Source organism: Marinobacter sp. H13 (assembly GCF_059072335.1).
This window is the reverse complement of the sequence record NZ_JCACRU010000001.1, coordinates 1,913,557-1,930,497: the sequence shown is the minus strand read 5'-3', so window position 1 is coordinate 1,930,497 and position 16,941 is coordinate 1,913,557. Positions and strand designations below refer to the sequence as shown.

Sequence of the window (16,941 nt, the reverse complement as noted above, 5' to 3'; positions counted from 1 at the left end):
GGTGGCGCTACGGCGCCTCGCCTGATTCGTTTGCCTGAATGAATGTTCCAACAGCCTCTGCCAGATCGTCGAACCAGGGGTTGTAAGTCAGCCGGCTGGTATACACCGGACGCTCCGTGTCGTGCCAGGCACTGAACCAGAGATCTTCCTCCGGCAACTGCCGGCAACCCTCCAGAGAGATGTTATTCGGTTCCAGGCATCGCTGCAGTGGCGCGCCCAGGCCGTAGAGTTCGTTGTCTGGCGCAATCAGCAGGGACTGATGAGAGAATTCCAGGATATTGGCATCAGGCAGATAACTGCTCAGGAAACGGATGCGCTCATCGGCCTGAGCGACCGGCCAGGGTTTACGGGTATCCCGAAAGATCATCATGGCATTCCCGGGATTGCTAAACCGCTCCCGGAATTGCGTGACCAGATACTCGAGATTGATCACCGAGTCGGCCTCCGTGGCGGCCAGGAACAAAGGCATATCGAGGCTTTCCTTCTGGATTATCCGGCTTTGCGCCGCCGATATAACGTCGCCGATCTGACTGCCGGCGTTGAAGGAAAACGACTCGTACTTCACCGGATTAAGTTCGGGCTCCTTCTCTACAAAATCAGCAAACACGTCGGCGATGGGCGCCAGCCAGAGGTAGTCCCGCAAACCGTTAAGCTGCCAGGCCGGTGCAACCGCAATCAGACCCGCCGGTCGAGGACCGGTCTCTGAAAGCGCGTAATCTGTGGCCAGTGCCCCGCCCAGAGAAAAACCGCCAATAAACGCCCGATCCACCTCCTGCGACAGGGCAATAAAGTGATTGCGTACCTGTTCGCGCCAGACCTCGGCGCTGGCCGTCACCATATCCCCGGGACGGGTGCCGTGTCCCTGCAGCAACAGCGTCCGGACTTCAACGCACTGATCCGCCAGGTAACGGGCCAGATCCCGGAACACAAAGGGTGAATCGCTCAGGCCGTGAACCAATAGGATCCCGGCACGATCCCCGGAGCTGCAACCTGCCGCCGGTGCCAGCCGGTACGGCAGGTTCCACTGCACCTGCTGTTCCCGTTCAAACCCTTCCACCGGCACCAGATTGGTATCGACGTAGGTTTTGACCGATGCCACATAGCGGTCGAAATCAGTAACCGGTTCGGCACCTAATGTTGATGGCCCTGGCGTGTAGAGTTGCGTGCTGGTGGCGCAGGCGGCGGTCGTGCCCAGCACCAGTAAAACGAGCAAATTCCTGAGGATAATCATAGCCGGCGAGTGAGATTCGCTCCTTTCGCTTGAACCGTCGTCATAGGTGACTGTATTGAGTGATCGTTCAAATCCCGATACTGTGACTGCAGTATACGACCCCGAACCCCCTTCCGGATGAGGAGCCCCACCGATGACCATGACCCTCGCTTTCGACGTTTACGGAACCCTGGTTGACCCCATGGGCATGTCCCGCCTGCTGGCGGAAGACGCGGGCGACAGGGCAGAAGCCGTGGCCGCGCTGTGGCGGGAGAAGCAATTGGAGTTCTCGTTTCGCAAGGGCCTGATGAAAGTCTACGAAGACTTCGGTATCTGCACCCGACAAGCCCTGCGCTACGCCATGGCCACCCATAAACTGACCCTGTCCGAAGAGCGCGAAAACGCCCTGATGGCAGCCTACCTGTCTTTGCCCGCGTTCGAGGACGCGTTGCCGGCGTTAAAGAGTCTCAGAGGCGAGTACCCGCTGTTCGCATTCTCCAATGGTGGTTATCCAGCACTGGAGAAAGTGCTCGGGCACAACGACTTGCTCGACCAATTTGAAGGCCTGGTATCGGTAGACGATATCAAGAGTTTCAAACCTGATCCTGCCGTTTACACCTATGCCCGGCGCGCAACCGGTTCCTGGGAAAAACCCCTGTGTCTTGTGTCCAGTAACGCCTGGGATGTGATTGGTGCACGAGCTGCAGGATTACTCGCAATCTGGGTACAGAGGGATCCGAACAAGGTATTTGAAGACTGGGGGATTCAACCCTCAGCAGTGATCAACAGCCTTTCAGAACTGCAGGAAACACTGAAAAACCTCTGAAGTAAGAGGAGGCAGGTGTCGGGGAGGGCTTTCCAAAACTGTCTGTCGCCATGGATGGCGACAGTCAAGCGTCACATGGACGTGCCGCAAGGAGCGTGTTTTGGAAAGCCCTCCCCGACACCTGCCGGCAAACTCCAAACTCAAAAACTCAGTCCGACCGAAAAGCGAGCCAATCCGCCAACTCCAGCCAACTCTGACGAGGCGCCTTACTCCCCGCAAGAATGCCCATATGACCACCCGGCACAACCCGGAACGTCTTGTCCGTAGAGCTCACATGATCCATCACCCGCTTGGCCGCACCCGGCGTCACCAGCGTATCGTCGCCCCCGGCGATGGCCAGTAAGTTGGCACTCACATTATCCAGCCTGGCAACATCTTCACCGATCTGGATCTCACCTTTTGACAGCTGATTGTCGATCCAGACCCTCACCACCGTGTCCTGAATGATCCCGCCGGGGTAGGCCACCATACGGTCCAGAAACGCCGACGTGGTGGCGTGGTTGGTGACAAACTCCCGGTCACCCAGACGGATGATCAGTTCCCAGTAACTCATCACGCTGGCAATCGGATTGGTCAGCTTGAACCCGATGGTATTGGCCCAGCCGGGGGTATGAAACCAGTGAGGTTTCACATCGTGAAGCCGGAACCCGGTGCGTTTCCGCACAAACCCGGCCACATCCGCCATGCGCTGATTCACAAGCCCCAGGATCCCGGATGCATGGCTGTCGATCGGCGAGCCCAGCACAATGGCATTGCGCACATGTTGATCGTTGCTGAGCGCGGAATAGAACAGCGTGAACATGCCACCCATACTCCAGCCATGCAGCGACAACTCCTGTTCACCGCTATGCTCCCGAACCCGGTTCAGGTAGGCCGGCAGCAACTCGGCCACATAGGTATGCAGGTTGTAGTGACTGTGTTCCCGCGTGGGCATGCCCCAGTCGATCAGATACACCTCAAATCCCTTGGCACGCAGAAACCGAACCAGACTGCGCTGGGGAAACAGATCGTAGATCAGCATATTCACCGCCAGGGGCGGCACGATCACAATCGGTGTCTTATGGGCCGTGCGCTCAACCGCAATGGTCTCGCCTTCCAGCTCGATGAAATCCTCGGCCAGTGGTGGGTAGTAACGCAGGCTGACCAGACCATCGGTATACAGGGTTTCAAACGGCGTCTGCCCGGCCTGCACCAGACTGGCGGCCCGGAACACCCGGTCGAAAGCGTTGCCGGCATAAAGGGCCGTTTGCCGGGTAACGCCTGCCGCCCGGTCAGCGGCGGATTTGAAGAGATTGGGCATGGGAATGTCCATGGAGAATTTGACGCTCACTATACGGATTACCGAACTTCTACTGTCCCGTCTCGCAGGCCAGACATCGAGATTATCCATGGTGAGGCGCAAATCACCATGGCAGAAGTGTCCAAACCGGTGGGCAAACCGGTCACTTCAGGCCACTGCCCAATGCGGTCTGTGGTTGCTATCATTAGCCCCTATTTGGAAACAATAACCAGAAACAGGACCGCCATGCTCAGCTTTCTCCCTGCCCCCGTCATCGGTGTACTCAATTCTATCCTGTTGGGAATCAACACCCTGTTCTGGTGCATCCTGCTCTACATCCCGGCCATTCTCAAACTCATCATCCCCATCCAGGGCTTCCGGGTCCTGTGTACTCGGGTCATCATCTGGATCGCGGAAGCCTGGGTTGCCTGCAACACCGGCTGGATGAAGCTGACCCATGGCACGAAATGGGATGTGAAAGGTGCCGAAAACCTCCAGCGGGAAAGCTGGTACCTGGTGCTGGCCAATCACCAGAGCTGGGTGGATATCTTCGCCATGCAGCGGGTGTTCAACCATCGGGCGCCGTTCCTCAAGTTCTTCCTAAAGCAGCAGCTGATCTGGGTGCCGGTGATCGGCCTCGCGTGGTGGGGCCTGGATTTCCCGTTTATGAAGCGCTACACCCGGGAATACCTGATCAAACATCCGGAGAAGCGGGGCGAGGATCTTCGGTCAACCCGCAGGGCCTGTGAGAAGTTCCGGTACACCCCGGTGAGTGTGATGAACTTTGTGGAAGGCACCCGGTTTACCCAGGCCAAACACGACAAACAGAAGTCGGCCTACAAGCACCTGCTGACGCCCAAGGCTGGCGGTGCCGCCTTCGTGCTCGACGCCATGGGCGATTCGATCCAGACCCTGGTGGACGTGACCATCGCCTATCCGGACGGAGCACCCACCTTCTGGGAGTTTATCTGTGGCCGGGTCAAGGAAGTCAAAATGGAAATCCACACCGTTGATATCCCGGAGCATCTGAAAGGCCGGGACTACTCAACGGATGCAGAGCACCGCCGGAACGTGAAAAACTGGCTGGGGGATCAGTGGCAGGCGAAGGATGAACGGCTGGAGCGGATGCTGGCCCGGTAATTACCGGGCATCAGCTGTCGGAGTCGTCTTCCACTTCATCCGGGTGTTCCTGCTTGTAGCGCTCCCACTCTTCCCAGTCGTGGGGCGTCCCCGCATGGGGCCGGCGCAGGTGCTTGGCGTGCTCCATGGCGTTGTGGCGCAGGCTGTGGTCCCGCTCTTCCTCTTCCTTGTCAAAACCGTACTTTTTCAGAAATTCGTCAGGGCTGATGGGCATGGCGCACCTCCATCAAAGGAATATGTCCTTGTAAGTACGATGCGCCTGCCCGTGTGGTTTTTCAACCGTCGTCGGAGCCGGTCCCGGTCGGGATCTCCTGTGCTTCCACCAGCTTGAAATTGATCTGCCTGCGCTCTTCGTCCACGCCTGCAAAGCTTACCGTTACCGGCTGCTCCAGCTGGAAGATTCGGCCGTTCTTGTTGTGGATCAGGCGAAGAGTAACGGGGTCAAAGCTGTATTTGCCATCCAGATCCTTGCAGCTGACGAACCCTTCCAATCCGTTGGCATCCAGCCGTACAAAGAAACCGGCGGGCACCGTGCGGCTGATCACACCGCTCATGGGTTCTTCGCCGAGTGTTTTGGCAAAGTCACTCTTGAGCCAGGCTTCCAGACTGTTTGCCGCCTGGCGGGCACGGATCTGGGCTGCTTGCAGAGCCTCCAGCTGATCCTCGCTCAAGGCCTTCATGGGGGTATCCCACAGTGCCGATTTGATCAGCCGGTGGACATAGAAGTCCGAGAACTTGCGCAGTGGCGAAGTAAACGTGGTGTAGGCGTCCAGGCCCATACCCTGGTGAGGCGCGGGCTTGAAGCTCAGCTCGGCCCGGGCCAGCTGGCGGGACAGTATGGCTTTTACCGGTACTTCGGCTTCCAGGGCGTCGGTTTCCTTCATCAGCTTGCGGAAACCTTCGGCCTGATGGGCATCAACCCCCGACAGATGCGGTGCGTGGCTGTCGATCAGTGCCCGGATGTTGTCGGCGCGATCATCCCGTAGCCCGGGGTGCTGGATAAACAACCCTGCAGTCTGGTTGGCGAGGAAGTCTGCGGCGCAGCGGTTGGCGGCGACCATGCACTCTTCCACCAGCCGATGGGCTTCATTCTGGACGGACGGTTCAATCAGCCGGATGCGTTTGTTTTCATCGAGCCGGAGGCGGAATTCCGGCCGGTCGCCGCTCAGCAGCGCATGTTCACTGCGCCATTTCCTGAGTGCTGTCGCTGCCTGGTGCAACTGGTCCAGGCTGTTGGCAACGTCGTCCGGAAGTGCCTTGATCTCATCGTCCTCCCGACCTTCGATCAGGTTTGAGACGAGCTCGTAGCTGAGCTTGCCCTTGGACTGGATAACCGCCCGGTGAAAGCTGTAGTCGCCCAGGCTGCCATCGTTGTTAACCTGAAGATCACATACCAGAGCCAGCCGCTTCACGTCTGGCATCAGAGAGCACAGGCGGGTGCTGATGCTGTCAGGCAGCATGGGCAGGGGTTCGCCCGGGAAGTAAATGGCGGTGGCGCGATTGAACGCCTCCTGCTCCGCGGGGCTGTCGGTTTCGATCACAGCGGTCGGGTCGGCAATGGCAATCGACAGGGTCCAGCCGGTGGCGTTGGGCTCGGCCAGCAGGGCATCGTCCATGTCCTGGGTGCCCGGGCTGTCGATGGTCACATACGGGCGGTCCGTGCGGTCTTCCCGCCCGGCTTCCCGGGATTCGATATCACTCTCACTGAGGCTGTCGGCCTGTGTACGCACCGCGTCCGGCCAGGTGTCCGCCAGATCAAAGGTAGCCAGGGTGAAGGAGCGTTCAATACCGGGTTCTCCCGCCTTGCCGATTACCCGCAGTACCTTGGCCTGGCCCTTGCCATCCTTGATCGGATGCTTGTGAATCTGACAGTAGAGGTAATCGTCCTGCTGGGCGTTCATTCGCTCTTTGGGGGGAATGAAGATCCAGCGGTTGATGCCCGGGGTTTCGGGCACCACGAAATGGCCTTTGCCTTTCACCAGGTAACGGCCCACAAAGGTGTTCAGGCGGGTTTCCAGCAGTTCGTCCACAACACCCTGGGTTTTGCCTTTCTCAACCTCCTGCTCGGTGACATTCACCCGGTCCCCGGGCAGCACCTTCTGCATTTCCTCGGGTGGCAGGAAGACATCCCGGCCTTCGTCGAGCGCAACAAATCCGAAGCGGCCATTGGTGGCTTTGACTGTTCCGGGAAAAACCACCTTGTTGTCCTTGATATCCGATTTCAGCTGGCGCAACTGGCTGAGGGCGTCGGCATTGAGCATGAAGTAACCTGGCTGGTAAAAAAATGAATGATGGGGCGGAGTATAACGGTTATGGCGGTATGAGTCAGACCCGTTACGCGGGGTTAATCTCCGGGTCTTCCGAGGTGGTAATACAGACCCGGTTGCGCCCCTCATCCTTGGCCTGATAAAGCGCCCGATCCGCTTGACGAAGAATGGTATCGGTGCTGTCACCCGGCAGAGCAAAGTAGCCACCAACACTGACGGTGACCTGGGTCCCGGTTTTACGGCTTTCCTGTTCCACGGATTCCCGGATGCGGAGGGCGATACGGTGTAGTGTCTCTGGATCGCAGGGCGACAACAGGACCACGAACTCGTCCCCACCCCAGCGTCCCGGATGGTCGTAGGGGCGCACGCCGGCTTTCAGCCACAGGGCAACCCGGCACAGGATCTGATCGCCGGCCTGATGGCCCAGGTTGTCATTGATGCTCTTGAAATGGTCAATGTCCAGCCAGATCACGCCAAAGCCGGTCTCCTGGCGGCGGGCCCGCTGGATTTCCTCATCCAGCACCTCGTCCAGGCCGCGACGGTTTTTCAGGCCGGTCAGGGGATCGACGCGGGCCAGTCGGTTCAACTCATCCGTTCTTTGAGCGACTTTTTCTTCGAGTTCCCGGGTAGAGTGGCCGAGGCTCTGGGTCATTTTCTCGAAATGATCCGCCAGCCAGCCGATCTCATTATCCGGTTTATCCAGCCGCGGCAGATCGAAGCTGCCCTCCCGGACTTTTTCCACGGCGTGTTCCAGGCTCATGATGGGCTTGAGAATCCGGGACTGGATAATCAGGTGGAACAGCACCAGTGTGACCAGCAGTGTGCCCAGGAATACCGCCACCAGCGGCCACAGATAGCTGGTTGGCAAGAGTGTATTGAGGTCAAGCAGGGTGATCTCAAACCAGCCAATCGCCGGCAGGAAGGCAACCCCGGCCAGATGCTTGCGGCCATCCACCGTCACGAAGCCGCTTTCCACCTGGCCGGCCTGGTCGCCCGGCTTCTTGAGAAGCTGCAACATACCGAGAATCTGCTGCTTGTCCTGGGGATCATCGAACAGCAGGTCGATGGTGTTCTTCTGGCCTTCGGGTTTGATGATGCTGGCGAAGTCGATGTAGTTGCGGTCGCGGTAGAGCTGGATGGCGCCGTTGTAATCCACGAACAGGGTGGTGATGCCCTCCTGACCGATGTCGACAATATCCTGCAGAAAAGCATCCAGACTCAGACCGGTTCCGACCATACCGACAATTTCGCCGGCCTCATCGCGCATCAGCACATCAATCCAGAGTTTGGTAACACCCAGCTCGGTATCCGGATTTACGTTGAGGTGGAAGTCGCGACCTTCTTCTATGAGCTGGAAAAACCAGGCGTCATCCGGCTTGTCTTTATCCAGCACATATCGGAACTGGTTACCGGCGTATTCGTTCTCCTCGTTGTTGTAGTAATAGTGGGCATTGTTGACGAGGGCAACGAAGTAGTTGTTGTCCCGGAAATTGGAACGAAAACTCTCCATCTGGCGGATGGCTTCAGCTTGGAGTGCGGTGTCATCCGGATTAGCGGCCCAGTTGATCAGGGCGGAGGAACTGGCCATCTGTTTGGCCAACCCGATTTCCCGCTCCAGGGACTGCAGCAGGCGGGCGCTGTCGTAGCGAACCTGTATTTCCGCGACCTGTTGGCCCCAGCGTTCGATGATGCTCTCGGACAGCTCCCGGTAGGCCAGCCACGAAGCCACGGAAGCCACGATGATGAGACTGGCGGCCAGGCCAAGGATGCGGGTTTTAAGGCTCAACGAGTATCCCTCTCGGATTTTTCTGGGTTTCTGGGCGCCAATGATAGAACACTGGTTAACCAGAGTGTAGAAAAAACAGACAGGGACTGGCAGGAAGCGGGAGGAAAAGGAGGCCGCAAGGGCCGATAAATACCGGCCCTTGCCTGGTTATTGGCGTTAATTGTGCTCGGAAAAGATCCGGGTCTGTCCCGCCTCGTTAAACAGGATGACCTTGTAATGATCTTTCCGGTCGCCCATTTCCATGCCGGGTGACCCCATGGGCATCCCGGGCACGCTGAGGCCGGTGGCCTGGGGTGCTTCGCTGATCAGGCGCTTGATGTCCTCGGCTGGCACATGGCCCTCGATGACGTAGTCACCCACGAATGCGGTATGGCAACTGCCAAGACCGGCAATCAGGCCTGCGTCGGCCTTGATCCTGCCCATATCGTTGGTGTTGGTCGCCTCCACCTCGAAGCCATTTTCTTTCAGGTGATCTATCCAGTCATCACAGCAGCCGCAGGTCGGGGATTTGTAAACGTGGATGCTCTGGGCTGCGCCGGCTGCCAGCGCCGTGGTGCTGAATCCCAGGGCTGCCATCAGGCCAAAAGCCAGGGTGTGTTTTTTCATGGCAAGTACCTCAGTGGTGATGTTGATGTTTACTTGAGCCTGTGTCGTCAGAACCGGAAAGCCAGAACCACCAGACGATGGCTGCCATCAGGGCAAGACCTCCGACGTTGACCAGCATTGTTTCCATCAGTTCCGCTCCTGTTGCTGTTTCGGATCACTGTTGCTGTCGTTCTGTTCCGGACGGTGACTGGTTCGGAACAACCTCAGACGGTTGGCGTTCGAAACCACCGTCACCGAAGACAGGGACATGGCAGCGCCGGCCAGTATCGGACTCATCAGTATTCCCCAGACAGGGTAGAGCAGGCCGGCGGCCACCGGAATACCCATTGTGTTGTATACGAACGCGCCAAACAGGTTCTGGTGAATATTTTTCACCGTGGCCCGGGAGATCTCGATGGCATCGGGCACGCCGTGGAGCGAGCCTCGCATCAGCGTGATGCCGGCGCTCTCAATGGCCACATCCGTGCCGGTGCCGATGGCAAAACCGACGTCCGCCGCCGCCAGGGCCGGAGCATCGTTGATGCCGTCGCCGACCATGGCGACTGTGTGGCCCTTGCCGCGCATTTCACTGACCACCTCGGCCTTGTCTTCAGGCAGCACTTCCGCGCGATAGTCATCGATGCCGGCTTTTTTCGCGATGGCCTTTGCGGTGGCGTCGACATCGCCTGTGACCATCATCACCTTGATGCCAGCCTTGTGAAGGCGCTGGATGGCAGCCTTGGAGTCCGGTTTGATGGCATCGGCAACGCCAATGACCCCCAGAGCTTCGGTGCCCAATGCCAGAAACAGGGGCGTGCCGGCTTCTTGGGTAATCGAGTGGGCGGCATCGTCCAGATCGCCCAGCGTAACGCCCTGGTCTTCCAGCCAGCGGCGGTTGCCCAGACGCACGGGCTTGCCGTCGAGTTCACCTTGCACGCCTTTACCATTCAGGGCCTCGAAACCGGTCAGCTTCTCCAGCTGAACGCTTTTTTCTTTGGCCTTCGCCAGAATCGCCTCGGCCAAAGGGTGTTCGGAGTGTTGTTCCAGCCCCGCCGCGAGCGCCAGCAGGCGTTGCTCTTCACCGTCGCTGGCATGAACCCGGGTAACTGCCGGATGACCTTCGGTGATGGTGCCGGTTTTATCGAGTATCACCAGGTCCAGCTTACCGGCGGTCTGCAGCGCATCGCCCTGGCGGATCAGGGCGCCGTATTCCGCCGCCTTGCCAACGCCAACCATTACCGACATGGGCGTGGCCAGGCCCAGGGCGCAGGGGCAGGCGATGATCAGCACCGTGGTGGCGGCCACCATCATATGAACCACTGCCGGTTCCGGCCCGACGTTGTACCAGACCAGCGCCGCCACGACGGCAATCAGCATCACGGTGGGCACGAACACCGACGAAATCTTGTCCGCAAGCCGTCCAATGGCAGGCTTCGAGCCCTGGGCTTTTTTCACCAGCTTGATGATTTGAGCCAGCGCGGTGTCACTGCCAACCCGGGTGGCCTCGTAGACAATCGAACCATGGGTGTTGAGGGTGCCGGCAGACACCTCATCGCCTTCCGATTTGCTCACCGGCATGGGCTCACCGGTGAGCATGCTCTCATCAATGCGAGTAGAGCCTTCGGCAATCACGCCATCGACCGGCAGTTTCTCACCGGGTCTTACCCGGATGTGGTCGCCCTTGAGAACCTCCTCTACCGGAATGTCCTGCTCTTCACCATCCCGAATCACCCGCGCGGTTTTCGCCCGCAGGTCCAGCAACCGGCGCACCGCCTCCGATGTCTTGCCTTTGGCCCGAAGCTCCAGGGCCTGACCCAGGTTGATCAGGCCGATGATCATCGCCGAGGCCTCAAAGTAGACATGGCGAGCCATCTCCGGCAACGCGCCGGGAATACTGGTGACGACAATGGAATAAAGCCAGGCGGTGCCGGTACCCAGGGCAATCAGGGTGTCCATGTTGGCGTTATGGTGCCGGAATGCCTTCCAAGCACCAGTGTAGAAGTGTCGTCCGGTAGCGATCATTACCCCAAGAGTGAGAATGCCCAGGTTCAGCCAGGTGAGCTGATTGGCATCCGTCACCATCATGGTGTCGAAACCCATGCCGTAGACCATCAGCCCAAGACCCAGGCTCAGACTCACGGCCATCTTTATCAGCAGTGTCTTGTACTGCTTCCGGTCTTCCTCCTGCTTGCGTGCGTCCGCTTCGTCCTCGTCCTCGATCACGCTGGCGCCATAACCGGCATTTTCTATTGCCTTCACCAGCGCCTCGGGATCGGCATCACCCGTGGCCGTGGCGGTATTGTCCGCCAGGTTCATATGGGAATGGCTGATACCGGAGACCGACATCAGGGCCTTCTCAATGGTGTTTACACAGGAAGAACAGGTAGCACCGGTCACGGACAGATGAATCTGCCCGTCCGCACCGGCTGCTGCCCCAGAACCAGTCGGAGCAGAATCTGCCTCGGTTGCCTGATCTTCCGAGTCGTCGGCGGTATCGGCCTCATCCTCATTCCCTGAAGAACAGCAACTGGCCGGCTCGGCGTCTTCCTGGAAAGGCTCGGCCGGGTAGCCGGTCTCGGTGACAATCCGAGCCGCCTCATCAGCATCCACGCCCTCCGGCAGGTCCACGGTCTGTTTTTCCAGATCGACCTCAACCAGCTCAGCATCGCCTGTCAACGGCTCCAGGGCGCTGCGAATCTTCTTCACACAGCCCTGGCAGGAAGCCCCGGAAATGCTGAGAGTGGTTTGTAAAACAGGTGTGTCAGTCATCCAGAATCACTCCTCGTTCTGTTCAGTTGCCCCGCAACAGGGCGCCGGATCATCCCAGTGTTCGATCAACCGGCAAATGGTATGGCCATCGGGCGTACCATCCGGCATGTCCTGCCAGGCGGCCAGCGCAACGGTCATCCGCTTGCGCAATTGCTGCAGCTCCCGAATCTCCCGCTCAACCTCCGCCAACCGGTGCTGAAACACATCCCGAACCATCGGACACGGCGAATGATGATTGTCCGCCTGATCCAGGATCTGTCTTATCTCAGGCAACGAAAATCCCAGCTGCCGCGCCTTACGGGCAAACCGAAGCCGTCGAAGATCCTCGGCATCGAACTGCTGGTAGTTGTTGTCCGGGTTACGGGTCGGTTTGAGCAGGTTCTCGCGGGTGTAAAACCGGACCGTACCCACCTCAGCACGGCAAACTCCAAACCAATTAAGAATAGAGTAAAACCTGTGAGCAACTCACAGGTCAAAGGTTTTCTTGAGGAGGGAAAATCGAAGGACGGCTATCAATCCCGCGAGCGAAGAAACGTACCGCAGGTCTTGCACTGATCCGGCGCCATCAGCTTCGCCTGCCAGCCAATCTTGTGGCCACAAGCCGGACACGCCAGCTTGAGCTGCAGAACAATAATAGGCGTGATCAGCGCAGCGATCAGAACACCCAGGGGGCCCCAGCTTTCACCGCTGGACAACCCCAGTTGACTGCTGAAAACCAGAATGACGGTCAGCGCCACAAACGCGAAAATGAAATAGTTCCGGTTCCAGCGTTCCCACTGGCGAATTTTATCGTCCTGCTCCGGAGTCAGGTATTGCGCGGCCATAGAATCTCACCTGAAGGATTTACCCGTATCTTGGGGACGGGCCGCGGCAATTACAATCCGGAATCGGCCGTAATGCCCGCCACCAGAACACCGGAAGCCAGGGCCTTCTCAAGGTCGGAAACCGGAATCGGCCGGCTGATCAGATAACCCTGGGCAAAGTTACATCGATGATTCTTCAGGAAACTCAGCTGCTCCTCGGTTTCCACACCCTCGGCCACCACCTCAATACCCAGGTTGTGAGCCAGGTTGATCACCGCCCGGGTAATCACCGCGTCGTCATGGCGTTCCGTGACTTCCGTGATAAACGAGCGGTCGATTTTCAGCAGGTCAACGGGGAAATCCCGAAGGTAACCGAGCGACGAATAACCCACCCCGAAGTCATCAATGGCAAGGTGAACACCCAACTGGTGCAGACGCGAAAGCTGATTCAGGTTGTGCTCGATGTTCTGGATGAAGATTTCCTCGGTGAGCTCGACCTCCAGGCGATTCGCCGGCACATTCTCCGCCGCCAGGGCTTCCCGAATGTGGTCCACCAGATCCTCGTCGTCCAGCTCCCGGCCCGAGAGATTGACCGCAATGCGCAGGCCCTCATGGGGAGTGCCTTTCCATGCGGCCAACTGCCGACAGGCCGCCATGACCACCCAGCGCCCGATATCAGTGATCCGACCGCTCTCTTCCGCCAGCGGGATAAACTCCACCGGCGGCAGAAGACCGCGGCGGGGATGGCGCCAGCGGATCAGCGCCTCGACGCTCTGGATTTCACCGGTGTTCAGGTTCAGCTGGGGTTGATAGAAGAGCACGAATTCGTTGTTGGCCAGGGCCTGGCTCAGATCCTTGTCCAGTTCAAGACGCATGACTTCCCGTTGCTGCATGCCCTCGGTATAGAACTGATAGGTATTCCGGCCCTGTTCCTTGGCCCGGTAGAGGGCAATGTCGGCATTGCGCAACAGCGTATCCGCATCCAGACCGCTCTGCGGGTACACCGCTACACCCATTGTGGCGGTAATGCTGTGGGACTGTCCCTGAACATCGAAGGGCTGGTCGAAGCACTGTTTGATCTGGCCCAGCAGGTGAATGATGTCGTCAATGTCGTCCACCTGTTGCTGGCAGAACATGAACTCATCGCCCCCGGAGTAGGCCACCAGCAGGCGTTCATTGCTGAGGCGGTTCAGCCGCTCGGACACCTTGATCAGCAGTTCATCCCCGAACTGGTGGCCGAGGGAGTCGTTGAGGGTCTGGAAACGGTCCAGGTCCAGCATCACCAGGGCAACCTGGCGCATCTGGCGATCGGCAATGTTCAGGGTGTGGGACAGGTCTTCCATGAAGAACCGACGGTTCGCCAGGCCGGTGAGGGTGTCGGTGGATTCCAGTCGCGCCAGATCTTTCTGAATGGCGGTGCGCTGCGCGATTTCCTGATCCAGTTCCCGGCGGGTCTTCAGCAGCGCGCGGTTGCGCTTGAGAATGAGCTGTACCAGCAGCGTGGTCAGACTGGTCAGCAGACCCATCAGCAAAAGGGTTGCAAAGGTCATCCCCGGCCAATAGCTGTACTGGCTTTCCACCCATTCAGTGGAAGGGCGCAGGGTCAATGTCCAGTCCAGGGTCGGCAAATTAAGGTCCTGGGTCTGGGCAAAGTCGCGACTAACCGGCTGGGACACGTTCAGTTCATAGCTCACCTCGCCGGCCTCGCGAATCTCGACCCGGAAGGATTCCAGAACCCGCTCGGTGAGAAGCTGGCGCGCCAGCACTTCCATTCTGAACACGCCCGCTATAAAGCCATTATTCTCGGGGCCGGCACCCACCGGTGCATAGATCACCATGCCCTTGCCGCCCTGGCGCAAATTAATGATACCGGAAAGATCCCAGCTGCCGGACTGTTTCGCCCGTTCCAGTGCCTGGCGCCGTTCCTCGTTGAAGGCGACGTTGTAGCCGATGACCTCTTCGTTGTCGGTAATCGGCTCCAGCCAGCGGATAATGAAATCGGAGTCAATCCACTCAATGGCCTGGTAAACGCCGAAGTCGTCGAGGTAGTTGCGGGCATCCCGCCGCCACTCCTGTTTGGTTTTGGCAGGGTCTGCCTCCAGGCGTTTGGCCATGCGCCGGATGGCTTCGGCGTGGATCAGAAATTCCCGCTCCAGGTGGTTGGCCATGGCCCGGGCTTCGTTGGTCAGGTTTGCTTCTATCTGACGTTTGTCCTGCTGTACCAGCCCGTAGCGCAGGCCGGCTGCCAGACCCAGGAAAACCAGAAAGATCACCACCGGAAACAGCGGGCTCAGCAGGCCCGAGACAACAGGTTTGGGAGGTGATACAGGTTGTTCCACAGGTTACTCCGTGACTTTAAACGGTGGTACCGGGCAGTCGGCAGCGCCAGCGCAATTATGAAGCATTTCTACCGGCCACCGCCATCAGTTGCTTGATTCGGTTCCGAAGCGAGACTCCAAAGGCGCCGTCGGACAGTGGCCGTGCAATTTCCGGAGAACCCTCGTCAGGTTCGGAACCCGTGCCTCCCAGGTCGATGATACGCGGGGTGACTGGCTGCTTGTCGCCATTGAGCAGCACCTCCACCTTTGGTTTCAGCTTGCGCCGGGGGTGGGTCGCCAGGACGATGGCCACTTCGCCCGTCGACAGCTCGACCAGGCTGCCGGGCGGATACACGCCAATCATCCGTATGAAGGCTTCCACCATGGAAGCGTCGAACTGTTGGCCGCGGTTACGGAACAGGATGCGAATGGCTTCGGAGGCCGGTAGCCCATCCCGGTAACACCGGTCGCTGGTAATGGCATCGAAGGCGTCGACGATGGAAACCAGACGGGCGAAACGGCTGATCTGCCACTCCGCCAGCTGTTCAGGATAGCCGCGACCATCCATGCGTTCATGGTGGTGACGGGAGACATCGCTGATAATCGGATCCAGATTGACATCAGCACAAAGCAATTCGTAACCCAGCGTTGTGTGCTGTCGCATGATGCTGTGCTCTTCTGGCGTCAACGGGCCGGGTTTATTGAGGATCTCGTCGGGAACCCTGAGTTTGCCAAGGTCGTGCAGCAGACCGCACATGCCCACGGTCTCCAGGTCTTCGTCCGGCATGCCCAGGAAGCGGGCAAAGGCGACACAGAATATAGCCACCCTGAGGCAATGCTCTGCGGTGTAGGCATCCCGGGACTTTATCCTGCTCATCCAGAACATGGCGCTTGCGTTGGCTTTCACGCTGTCGACGCACTCCCGGATGATGGGGCGGGCGCTCTGGAGGTTGAGGTCATTGCCGGCTTCAATCTGTCGGGTGACTTCTTCCACAAAGGCCTGGGTCCGGCTCCAGGTTGCGTGTGCCCTTGGGAGTTCCTGCTGGAGAGAGCAGGTTTCCGACAGCGGTTCGCTGGTGCGACGCTTGAGTAGCGAGATCTGATCGAGCACCGGGTTCAGGCGTGATTCTTCATCCTCCACCAGAACCCACTCACAGTACTGCCGCAGAATCTGCGCCTGGTTGTCATCAGTCAGGGTGAAGCCCTGAAACAGAACCGGCACCTGGGTCCAGGGCCGGTCCAGGCTCACGACGCGCATGCCGGGCTGGAGAAGGTCCACCGGTAAGCGCACCCGCTGGAGAGTCGAAACAGGGGAGTCCGAATGAGTTGCGAGCGCCGACGGCGCCGAGACGGAATGTCGGTGCTGTTTGCTGGATTTACGTCGGAACCACATGGCTCTACCAGTCTTCTGTTTTATGTCCGGTGATTATGTCAGACCTGACAGACCGGTTACAGAAGAGTGCTGGAAGTGTGACGCAGTTCCTGATGCAGATCGGGTATCAGGCGTTTCCGGAAACTCTGGCAATCCCCAGCCGGGGAATTTCCTGCTTGGGGCAACGGTCCATCACCGCGGTCAGCCCCGAGGCTTCCGCTCGCGCCGCCCCTTCATGGTTGATGACGCCAATCTGGAGCCAGACCACGGGGATTTTCAGATCGATGGCCTGGTCGATAATCGCATCGGTGCGCTCCGGCGCCAGGAACAGGTCAACCATGTCCACCGGTTCGGGAAGGCTTCGGAGGTCGGCGTATACCGTTTCACCGAGCACGGTCTGACCTGCCAGGCGGGGATTGACCGGTAGGATTCGGTAGCCCTGGGACTGCAGGTACTCCATGACCTCATGGGAAGGCCGGCTGGTCTTTTCACTCGCGCCGACAAGGGCGATGGTCCTGACAGTGGTCAGGATGTCACGCAACTGTTCCGGGCTGGTACTGGGCATGATGCTGGCGAAACCTCGCTG

14 protein-coding genes are annotated in these 16,941 nt (G+C 58.8%); 2 read left to right on the top strand and 12 right to left on the bottom strand.

Features of this window, described 5'->3' with window-relative positions:
* Positions 1-7: 7 nt before the first annotated feature.
* Positions 8-1,213: an alpha/beta hydrolase gene (locus AC5JQH_RS09000; RefSeq protein ID WP_493805501.1), complete on the bottom strand. Its 1,206-nt coding sequence runs from the start codon at positions 1,211-1,213 to the stop codon at positions 8-10.
* Positions 1,214-1,364: 151 nt separating this feature from the next.
* Between AC5JQH_RS09000 and AC5JQH_RS08995 the strand changes: the two genes are divergently transcribed.
* Positions 1,365-2,036, top strand: coding sequence for a haloacid dehalogenase type II (locus AC5JQH_RS08995; RefSeq protein WP_104270924.1), 672 nt, complete (start codon positions 1,365-1,367; stop codon positions 2,034-2,036).
* 148 nt (positions 2,037-2,184) lie between these two features.
* Here AC5JQH_RS08995 and AC5JQH_RS08990 read toward each other — a convergent pair whose 3' ends face one another.
* Complete coding sequence (locus tag AC5JQH_RS08990; RefSeq protein WP_039881962.1) at positions 2,185-3,336, bottom strand: alpha/beta fold hydrolase; 1,152 nt, start codon at positions 3,334-3,336, stop codon at positions 2,185-2,187.
* 225 nt (positions 3,337-3,561) lie between these two features.
* Here AC5JQH_RS08990 and yihG point away from each other — a divergent pair, with 225 nt between their 5' ends.
* Positions 3,562-4,455, top strand: coding sequence for a 1-acylglycerol-3-phosphate O-acyltransferase, YihG family (yihG, locus tag AC5JQH_RS08985; RefSeq protein ID WP_039881963.1), 894 nt, complete (start codon positions 3,562-3,564; stop codon positions 4,453-4,455).
* Between the two features lie 10 nt (positions 4,456-4,465).
* Here the strand turns inward: yihG and AC5JQH_RS08980 are convergent, their stop codons facing one another.
* The 10 genes from AC5JQH_RS08980 to AC5JQH_RS08935 all read right to left on the bottom strand — a co-directional run bounded on the left by AC5JQH_RS08980 (position 4,466) and on the right by AC5JQH_RS08935 (position 16,920).
* Positions 4,466-4,669, bottom strand: coding sequence for a hypothetical protein (locus AC5JQH_RS08980; protein WP_008172739.1), 204 nt, complete (start codon positions 4,667-4,669; stop codon positions 4,466-4,468).
* A gap of 61 nt (positions 4,670-4,730) precedes the next feature.
* Entirely contained in the window at positions 4,731-6,716 is a 1,986-nt protein-coding gene (locus tag AC5JQH_RS08975; RefSeq protein WP_493805500.1) for a ribonuclease R family protein, read from the bottom strand.
* Positions 6,717-6,789: 73 nt separating this feature from the next.
* Positions 6,790-8,508 (bottom strand): diguanylate cyclase, encoded by a 1,719-nt coding sequence (locus AC5JQH_RS08970; protein WP_008172742.1) that lies wholly within the window; start codon positions 8,506-8,508, stop codon positions 6,790-6,792.
* Positions 8,509-8,664: 156 nt separating this feature from the next.
* Positions 8,665-9,114: a DUF411 domain-containing protein gene (locus AC5JQH_RS08965; protein ID WP_008172744.1), complete on the bottom strand. Its 450-nt coding sequence runs from the start codon at positions 9,112-9,114 to the stop codon at positions 8,665-8,667.
* Between the two features lie 126 nt (positions 9,115-9,240).
* The gene (locus AC5JQH_RS08960) at positions 9,241-11,862 is read right to left on the bottom strand and encodes a heavy metal translocating P-type ATPase (RefSeq protein WP_482902118.1); all 2,622 of its coding nucleotides are present in this window, start codon (positions 11,860-11,862) and stop codon (positions 9,241-9,243) included.
* A 6-nt stretch (positions 11,863-11,868) separates the two neighbouring features.
* Entirely contained in the window at positions 11,869-12,273 is a 405-nt protein-coding gene (locus tag AC5JQH_RS08955) for a MerR family transcriptional regulator (RefSeq protein ID WP_288367092.1), read from the bottom strand.
* A 101-nt stretch (positions 12,274-12,374) separates the two neighbouring features.
* Positions 12,375-12,686: a hypothetical protein gene (locus AC5JQH_RS08950; protein WP_008172753.1), complete on the bottom strand. Its 312-nt coding sequence runs from the start codon at positions 12,684-12,686 to the stop codon at positions 12,375-12,377.
* 50 nt (positions 12,687-12,736) lie between these two features.
* Positions 12,737-15,004 carry a bifunctional diguanylate cyclase/phosphodiesterase gene (locus AC5JQH_RS08945; RefSeq protein ID WP_491713484.1) on the bottom strand — a complete coding sequence of 756 codons (2,268 nt, stop codon included), beginning with the start codon at positions 15,002-15,004 and terminating at the stop codon, positions 12,737-12,739.
* A gap of 55 nt (positions 15,005-15,059) precedes the next feature.
* Entirely contained in the window at positions 15,060-16,376 is a 1,317-nt protein-coding gene (locus tag AC5JQH_RS08940) for an HD-GYP domain-containing protein (protein ID WP_493805499.1), read from the bottom strand.
* Between the two features lie 106 nt (positions 16,377-16,482).
* Complete coding sequence (locus AC5JQH_RS08935; RefSeq protein ID WP_008172756.1) at positions 16,483-16,920, bottom strand: CoA-binding protein; 438 nt, start codon at positions 16,918-16,920, stop codon at positions 16,483-16,485.
* Positions 16,921-16,941 lie beyond the last annotated feature (21 nt).